Origin of the sequence: Marivita sp. (genome assembly GCF_020055635.1) — a bacterium.
GTDB lineage: Bacteria > Pseudomonadota > Alphaproteobacteria > Rhodobacterales > Rhodobacteraceae > Marivita.
In genome coordinates this window covers 22,560-30,547 of record NZ_JAIPUT010000051.1, presented here as the reverse complement: position 1 = coordinate 30,547, position 7,988 = coordinate 22,560, and the positions used below count along the sequence as shown (strand labels likewise).

The window sequence follows — 7,988 nt, the reverse complement described above, 5'->3', positions numbered from 1 at the left end:
ACGGGTGATCCTTGGTCAGCAGGATATTGGGAAAGGATTTATCGTCGCGCAGCAGCACGTTGTAGTGCGGCTTGAGTTGCTTGATCAGGTTCTGCTCAAGCAGCAGCGCCTCGGTCTCGGTGCGCGTCGTCAGGAACATCATCGACGCGGTTTCCGAGATCATCCGCGCGATCCGCCCGGAATGCCCCGAGGGCCGCGCATAGTTCGACACCCGCGCCCGCAGGTTGCGCGCCTTGCCGACATAGAGCACCCGCGCCTGTGCATCGAGCATCCGGTAGACGCCCGGGCTCGAATCGAGCGTCTTGAGGTAGCTCTGGATGCAGGCGTGGCCTGTCGGTGTCTTGGCGTCGGTCTCGTCTGTCATGTCTTCGTGTCTGCGCGCCTTCAAACCCTAACCGATTCTTCCCCGTCGCTGCCCCATGGAATGAGGGCTTGCAACTGCTAAGGCATCCACGGTTTCTGTGGATAAACCTGCGGAGAAGTTTTGAGTGTTAAGGAATTTCCTTTGTATTCCGGTCTGTTCTCTGGATTGCCCATTTTTTGGGCGTTACTATAAGTATTTGCTTTTGCTGCAAAAATTTATCCAAGCATGACAAGTTACTGAAAACATTAAGGCTTTCGTAACAGGTTTGTGACCCCTACTCGACCCGTGCAAAACTTGCAGCCCAGAGGCATCATTCGACCCCGAGGATGTCCGGTGTCTGCCAGGCAAGATGCTGCCCCCCGTCGACGCACAAAAGCTGTCCGGTGATCGCCGGCGCGTCGAGGAAATAGCCAAGCGCGGCGGTGATGTCGGTCGGGTTGGCCCCTCGCTCCAGAACCGTTGCGGCGCGCTGTCTGGCGAAATGCGCCTCACTCTGCCGTCCTCCGCGCAGGGTCGGCCCCGGCCCGATCGCATTCACCCGACACCCGGGAGCCAAGGCCATCGCCGCGGTCTGGGTAAAGGCCCAGAGCCCCATCTTGGCAATCGTGTAGGTCATGAACTCGGGCGTCAGCTTGCGCACGCGCTGGTCGATCATGTTGACCACGAGGCCCGAGGCCACGGGCTCGTTCATGTCGTCTGTGCCCGGCTCGGGCAGTTGCGCCGCGAAACGCTGGGTCAGAACGAAGGGCGCGCGCAAATTGCTTTCGATATGCCGGTCCCAGCTGTCCCGCGTCGCGGTCTCGATATTGTCGTAGTCGAAGATCGAGGCGTTGTTGATCAGAACGCTCAGCGGCCCGCCAAGGCCATCGACCGCCGCTGCAACAAGACCCTGTGCCTCGTCCTCGTTCAGAAGATCGGCCCGGACGATGCAGGCGGTCTGTCCCTTGGCGCGGATCAGGTCCGCCACCTCTTCGGCGGCGTCACGGGAGCTCGCGTAATGCACCGCAACGTCGTATCCCCGATCCGCCAGATACAGCGCCATCGCGCGCCCCAGACGTTTGCCCGCGCCGGTGATCAAAGCTTTTTTCATTGGTCTGCCCTGCCCTTACATGATGACAAGCGCAATGTAGCCCAGATAAAGCGCCGACAAGACCACGCCCCAGATACGCGTCAGGTCACGGCCCAGGAAAACCAGCGGGAAAATCAGCAGCGACGCGCCCAGCATGACCCAGAGATCGAAGCGCAGGAATGCCGGATCGACGGGGATCGGCGCGATCAGCGACGCGACACCGATAATGGCCAGCAGGTTGAACATGTTCGACCCGATGACATTGCCCAGCGCCACATCCGCCTGTCGCCGCAGCGCCGCCATGACGGTGGTCGCAAGTTCCGGCAACGACGTGCCCAGCGCCACCAGCGTCAGACCGATCACCGTGTCGCTGACACCGAAGATGGTCGCCAGTTCGACCGAACTGTCCACAAGCAGATCGGCGCCAAGCGGCAGACCGACAAGGCCGAGCACCAGATAGAGGATGATCTTCCACCACGGCATCTCCGGGTCAGCGCCCTCGGGCTCTTCCTCGACTGCCGCCGCGATCCCGGCGCGACGATGCACCAGCGCCTCGCGCACGGAATCTCCAAGGATCACCGCCAGAACGACCAGCAGGATCATGCCCGCGATGGGATCAAAGACCCCCCGGAAGGCCAGCGCGATGAACAGCACGGACGCACCCAGCATGATCACGTAGCTTTTACGCGTATTGCATTCGCTGGTGTGCATCACCGCGAGCAATGCGGGAATGCCCAGCACCAGAAGGACATTGGCGGTGTTCGATCCGACCACGTTGCCCAGCGCGATGCCGGGCACGTTTTCTATCGCGGCCTTGATGGAAATGAGCAATTCGGGCGCGGAGGTTCCGAACGCAACCACCGTCAGGCTGACGATCAGGGCCGGGATGCCGACGCGCAGGGACAGGTTCACAGCACCTTTCACCAGCGCGTCGCCCGCAAGAAGCAGGATCACCAGACCAACGACCACTCCACCCCAGATCATCACCATATCAGCGCACCTTTCCCGTACAGGGGCACGGACCCTTCCCGATGCGGTAGCGTCCGCATTTTTTGCATTTCGCACTGGCGAGGCGCTTTGCCCCCGGAATGCGCAGCTTGCCGAACATCGCAAGCACGGCGATGAACGCGAGGAACAGAAGAACGATCTTGGCGATCACGTCACAATCCGTAGCGCGCGAATTCCGCACGCTCCTCGATGGCGCCGAGCGCGTCCCCCGTCAGGCGCGCACCGAAGCGCGCCAGGAAAGGGCGCCGCTGTTCGTAGCGGCGGAAGGTCACCTTGTCTCCGAAACGCTCTTTCATCGCGGGGACGAGATGTCCGACATGATCTGCCAGCCCGACATCCACGGCACCTTGCCCGACCCAGATCTCGCCGGTGAAGAGGTCCGGGTTGTCGGCGAGCTTGTCGCCGCGACGGTCCTTGACATGGGTGATGAAGGTCTCGTGCAACTGACCCAGAAGCCGGTTGAGGCGGGCCACGTCTTCCTCGTTCTCGGGGCGGAACGGGTCGAGCATGGATTTCGACTTGCCCGCCGTATGGACGCGCCGTTCGATCCCCTGTCGTTGCAGGAACACATGCGCTCCGAACCCTGCGGAAATCACGCCCACCGACCCGAGGATCGAACTCGGATCGGCATATATTTCGTCCGCCGCGCTCGCGATCCAGTAGCCACCGGAGGCCGCCACGTCCTCGACGAAAGCGTAGACCGGAACCTTGGTCTCTTGGGAAAGACGGCGAATGCGCGCCCCGATCAGCGAGCTTTGCACCGGAGAGCCCCCCGGCGAATTGATTTCGAGCGCCACCGCGTCGGGCTTGCCCCGGCGAAAGGCCTTCTCGAGGAGCGTGTTGAGACTGCTGTCACTCAGGGTACCCCGGGTGCCGGCGGCGATCGTGCCCTGCATCCTGACGACAGACACGGTGGGGCCGGATTTCACAAACGGGATAAATCGCTTCATGATGGCCCATGTAGATTGTGCCTCAGGCGCATACAAGGCATGGGGCGAAATATGGGGCCGGTGGGGAGTCCGGGACGCCACGGAATCGGGCACACCTGCTGACCTATTGTTTCGCGCGCGAAACATTGGGGCCGGACCGGACCCATTCAGGTCTGCTGGCGCATTGGGGCGAGGCCGGAAACACTCCTCAAACTTCGATCGCCGTGCCGCTGTCGCCCGCACGGGCCAGCGCGTGGGTCGCAATCGCCGTGTCCTGCGCCCCGGTGCCGGTCAGATCGCAGATCGTGATCTGCTCGGGCGACCTGCGTCCCTGTACGGCACCGCTCACCACCGCGCCAAGCTCTTGCACATCCCCGGCCGACATCACACCGGCCTCGAGGGCACGCCTCAGCTCGCCCAGTGCCGCGCATTGGCTCACCCGGTCCGCCACGTAGAGATCCGCACGGGCCAGCGCGGCGGGATCGATCTCGTTCTTTCCGGCCTGGTCCGATCCCATCGCGGTGATGTGCAGGCCGGGATGCAGCCAGCTCGCCTGCAGCACCGGCTCGCGCGCCGGTGTCGTCGTGACGACCAGCTGGGACTGGGCGACCAGCCTTTCGGGGTCGGCCTCGACCCGCGTCGGGACACCGATGGCTTGCGCGATGTCGCGGGCGCAGGCTTCGGCTTTCGCGGTGTTCCGACCCCAGACCAGGACCTCCTCGAAAGGACGAACAAGATGCGCCGCCCGGATCTGCAACCGCGCCTGGACGCCCGTCCCGATCACCCCGGCTGTGCGCACATCGGGCGCCAGGTGTTTCGCGGCAACCGCGCCAGCAGCCGCAGTCCGGACATCGGTCAGGTAGCCATTGTCCATCAGCAGCGCCTTGACCAGCCCGGTCCTTGCGGAAAACAGGATCATCAGCCCGTTGAGGCTTGGCAGTCCGATCTTCGGGTTGTCGAAGAACCCCGGGCTGACCTTGATCGCGAACCCGTCGAAACCGGGGATGTAGGCGGTTTTCACATCCACCTCGCCATGGGCCTCGGCAATCTCCATCGACAGGATCGGCGGCATCACGACCTTGCCGCCGGCAAGCGCGGCAAAGGCGCGCTCGACCACCGCGACCGCAGCAAGGTCCAGTGGCACGGCGCGGCGCAAATCGGCCTCCGTCAGGACGCGCACATCACGGCTCATAGCGGTGGCCTTTCACGATATGGTCTCCCAGAACGACGTCGCGGCCCGCCATGATATCGGCATGCACCCGCATATCAAGGTTGCGACCGGTGATGATTGTCGCGGACGGCCCGGTGAGCTGTACCTTGCCGGACATCACCGCCGCGACCCCGACGACGCAGGCCCCTTCGCAGACGATGCGATCTTCGTAGTAGATCGCCTGGAGGGCGCGGTAGATTTCCTCTTCCGAAACCAGAACGATCTGGTCGAGATGCTCCCGGCACAGCGCGAAGGACAGCCGATTCCGCAGACCGATGCCGCCGCCAAGCGAATCGGCAAGGCTCGGCACTTCCTCCACCTCTACGGGATGACCCGCTTGGATCGAGGCATGCATCGCCGCGCCGCGATCCATCGAGATGCCGATGACACGGATGTCCGGATTGATCCGCTTGGCCGCGACCGCGACGCCACCGGCCAGGCCACCGCCCGACAGCGGCACGAGGATCGTGTCCAGATCGGGCCGGGCCTCGAGCAGTTCCAGCCCGATGGTGCCCTGGCCGGCCACCACGTCCGGATCGTCGAAGGGCGAGATGTCTGTCAGCCCCGATTCGGCCACAAGCCGTTCGGCCTCGGCCTGCGCGGCGTCCTGGCTCTGCCCGACGATCCGCACCTCGGCGCCGAGCGCACGTACCCCGGCGATCTTGGCCGTCGGCGCGAGATGCGACATGCAGATCACCGCCTTCACCCCCCGCGCCCGGGCCGCATAGGCCACCCCGCGCCCGTGATTGCCGGTCGAACAGCAGGTCACGCCCGCCACATCTGCGGGCAGGTTGAAGATCGCGTTGACCGCGCCGCGCAGCTTGAAGGCACCGATCGGCTGGACGATTTCGAGCTTGAGAAGGAATTCCGCGCCGAAACGGTCGCCGAGGGAGGACGGCACAAGCGGGGTCGCGTCGGCGATTCCGGCAATTCGCCTGCGCGCGGCGAGGATATGGGCGAGCGAGAAATCCATGTTTGTCACCTTCCGGCGCATCTGCCTTCAAGGGGTTTTAGGCGCAAAGCACTGGTGACAGAACCCCCGGCTGGACATGTTTGTTCGCAGGGCGAAGACGTCGGGCCCAAAAGCGGACCGGCGGACGCGTTGACGCGTCCGAAAGTTTCGGTTGTCCGAAACTCCTTTCCGTCGCCGCCTGTCAGTAGAAACTCTGCGGGTCGATATCGATCGCCATGCGCAATTCGCCCTTGAGCCGGAAGGGCGCCACCCATTCGGCCAGCGCGGGTTGCAGCGCCACGCCCTTGGGCGCCTTGACCAGCAGGCGCACCCGATGGCGTCCGCGGACGCGGGCGATGGGGGCCGGCGCGGGGCCGAAGACCTGGGCCCCCACGCGCCGTAGCGGTCCGTCATTGCGGGCCAGCGCGTTGCCAAGATCGAACACCTCCTGCACATCCGTGGACGACAGGATGATCCCCGCGAGGCGGCCATAAGGCGGCACACCGGCGGCGCGGCGTTCGCCGGCCTCGGCGGCCCAGAAATCCTGTTCATCGCCGGACAGGATCGCGCGGATCACCGGGTGTTCGGGCTGGTAGGTCTGCATCAAGGCCTGACCGGGCTTGTCGGCCCGCCCCGCACGGCCCGCCACCTGGCGCATCAGCTGGAACGTGCGTTCGGCCGCGCGCAGGTCGGAGCCCTGCAGGCCAAGGTCGGCGTCGATCACCCCCACCAGCGTCAGGAGCGGAAAGTTGTGGCCCTTGGCGACAAGCTGCGTGCCGATGATGAGATCCGCGCCGCCGCTGGCGATGGTCTCGATCTCGGCCTTGATCGCGCGGGCGGAGCCGAACATGTCCGATGACAGCACAGCAAGGCGGGCGTCGGGGAACAGCGCCTGCGCTTCTTCGGCCAGACGTTCGACACCGGGTCCAACCGCGGCCAGCTTGTCTTCGGCTTCGCAATGCGGGCAGACATTGGGCAGAGGTTTGGTTTCGCCGCATTGGTGGCAGACAAGGCGTTTGAGGAACCGGTGTTCGACCATGCGCGCATCGCACTGGTCGCAGCCGATCTGGTGGCCACAGGCGCGGCAGATGGTGACGGGCGCATAGCCGCGGCGGTTGATGAAAAGAAGCGCCTGTTCGCTGTTGTCGAGCCGTTGCTGCACCGCCCGGCGCAGGGTTGGGCTGATCCAGCTTGAACCGGGGAGATCCTCGGTCCGCATGTCGATGGCGCGCATGTCGGGCATGACGGCGGCGCCGAAGCGCGAGGTCAGTTCGATCTTGGCGTATTTGCCGGCATCGGCATTGGCCCAGGATTCGAGACTGGGCGTGGCCGAGGCGAGGATCACCTGTGCGCCGCAGATCGAGGCGCGCAGCACCGCCATGTCGCGAGCGTTGTAGAGAACACCGTCTTCCTGCTTGTAGGAAGTGTCGTGTTCTTCATCCACGACGACCAGTCCCAGATCGCGGAACGGCAGGAACAGCGAGGATCGCGCCCCGACAACCAGTTGCGCACCGCCCTGCGCCACCATCTTCCAGACCCGGCGACGGTCTGTGATGGTGACGCCGGAATGCCACTCGGCGGGTTTCGTGCCGAACCGCGCATCGACGCGGGTGATAAATTCCGACGTGAGTGCGATTTCCGGCAACAGGACCAGTGCCTGGCGGCCCTGGCTCAGGCATTCGGCCACAGCCTCGAGATAGACCTCGGTCTTGCCCGATCCGGTAACGCCCTTGAGCAGGGTCGTCCCGTAGATCCGCGTGGCGACGGCGGCGCGCAGGGTGGCGGAGGCGGCGGTCTGGTCGTCGGTCAGGTCCTTGCCCGCATAACTCGGGTCCAGTGTCGGGAAGGGCGTGTCGCGCGGGCTGTCTTCCTCGCGCACGGCCCCCAGCTTGGCGAGCCCCTTGACGACGGATGTGGTCACGCCCGCCGCCTCGGCCAGTTCCCTGAGCGTGAGCGACAGCCCGCCCATGTCGCGCAGGACCTCCAGAACACGGGTGCGGGCGTCGGTCATGCGGTCGGGGGTGGTGTCGCCCAGCCGGTAGATCTTGCGCATCGACGGCGGATCACCCAGCCCCGGCGCACGGGTGGCCAAGCGCAGCATCGCGGGCATGGGTGTGAGTGTGTATTCGCCCGCGCGGGTGAGAAAGGACATCAGTTCCTCGCGCATCGGCGCGGCGTCGAGCACACGGATCACCGAACGGATTTTCGAAAGCTCGTAATCGCCCTGCCCCGGCCCCCAGACGACACCCAGAACCTTGCGCGGGCCCAGTGGCACTTCGACAAAGGCCCCGAGGTGGCAGCCGCCTTCGGGTGCGCGGTAGTCCAGCACCCGGTCCAACGGCTGGGTGGTGAGCACGCCGATCAACGCGCCTTCGTCGAAATAGCTGGGTGTTAGCGCCATCGCTTCAGGGTTTCAGTCTGCATTGTCATGGGGTAAAGCGCGCGCTAGGAAAGGC

General features: G+C 64.7%; 8 protein-coding genes. All 8 read right to left on the bottom strand.

Going from position 1 to position 7,988, the window contains the following annotated elements; genetic code table 11:
• A partial coding sequence (locus tag LCF60_RS18790; RefSeq protein WP_292293909.1) for a GIY-YIG nuclease family protein occupies positions 1-364 on the bottom strand: 364 nt, incomplete at its 3' end.
• A gap of 310 nt (positions 365-674) precedes the next feature.
• Positions 675-1,454, bottom strand: coding sequence for an SDR family oxidoreductase (locus LCF60_RS18785; RefSeq protein ID WP_292293907.1), 780 nt, complete (start codon positions 1,452-1,454; stop codon positions 675-677).
• 15 nt (positions 1,455-1,469) lie between these two features.
• On the bottom strand, positions 1,470-2,417 hold the full coding sequence (locus LCF60_RS18780; RefSeq protein ID WP_292293916.1) for a calcium/sodium antiporter: 948 nt from the start codon (positions 2,415-2,417) through the stop codon (positions 1,470-1,472).
• A 7-nt stretch (positions 2,418-2,424) separates the two neighbouring features.
• Positions 2,425-2,592, bottom strand: a complete 168-nt coding sequence (locus LCF60_RS18775; RefSeq protein ID WP_292293906.1) for a hypothetical protein — start codon at positions 2,590-2,592, stop codon at positions 2,425-2,427.
• Between the two features lies 1 nt (position 2,593).
• A complete protein-coding gene (locus LCF60_RS18770) occupies positions 2,594-3,391 on the bottom strand; it encodes a S49 family peptidase (protein ID WP_292293905.1) in 798 nt (265 codons plus the stop codon).
• A gap of 187 nt (positions 3,392-3,578) precedes the next feature.
• Positions 3,579-4,562, bottom strand: coding sequence for a cyclodeaminase (locus LCF60_RS18765; protein WP_292293904.1), 984 nt, complete (start codon positions 4,560-4,562; stop codon positions 3,579-3,581).
• A complete protein-coding gene (gene eutB, locus LCF60_RS18760; protein ID WP_292293901.1) occupies positions 4,552-5,553 on the bottom strand; it encodes a hydroxyectoine utilization dehydratase EutB in 1,002 nt (333 codons plus the stop codon). Before eutB ends, LCF60_RS18765 begins: the two co-directional genes overlap by 11 nt.
• A gap of 181 nt (positions 5,554-5,734) precedes the next feature.
• Positions 5,735-7,933, bottom strand: coding sequence for a primosomal protein N' (locus tag LCF60_RS18755; RefSeq protein WP_292293899.1), 2,199 nt, complete (start codon positions 7,931-7,933; stop codon positions 5,735-5,737).
• Between the last annotated feature and the right edge of the window lie 55 nt (positions 7,934-7,988).

Excerpts from the sequence above, each read along its gene's own strand:
- LCF60_RS18785 (WP_292293907.1), bottom strand. The coding sequence starts at position 1,454 with ATGAAAAAAGCTTTGATCACCGGCGCGGGCAAACGTCTGGGGCGCGCG.
- LCF60_RS18770 (WP_292293905.1), bottom strand. The coding sequence starts at position 3,391 with ATGAAGCGATTTATCCCGTTTGTGAAATCCGGCCCCACCGTGTCTGTC.
- LCF60_RS18780 (WP_292293916.1), bottom strand. The coding sequence starts at position 2,417 with ATGATCTGGGGTGGAGTGGTCGTTGGTCTGGTGATCCTGCTTCTTGCG.
- LCF60_RS18765 (WP_292293904.1), bottom strand. The coding sequence starts at position 4,562 with ATGAGCCGTGATGTGCGCGTCCTGACGGAGGCCGATTTGCGCCGCGCC.
- LCF60_RS18755 (WP_292293899.1), bottom strand. The coding sequence starts at position 7,933 with ATGGCGCTAACACCCAGCTATTTCGACGAAGGCGCGTTGATCGGCGTG.
- eutB (WP_292293901.1), bottom strand. The coding sequence starts at position 5,553 with ATGGATTTCTCGCTCGCCCATATCCTCGCCGCGCGCAGGCGAATTGCC.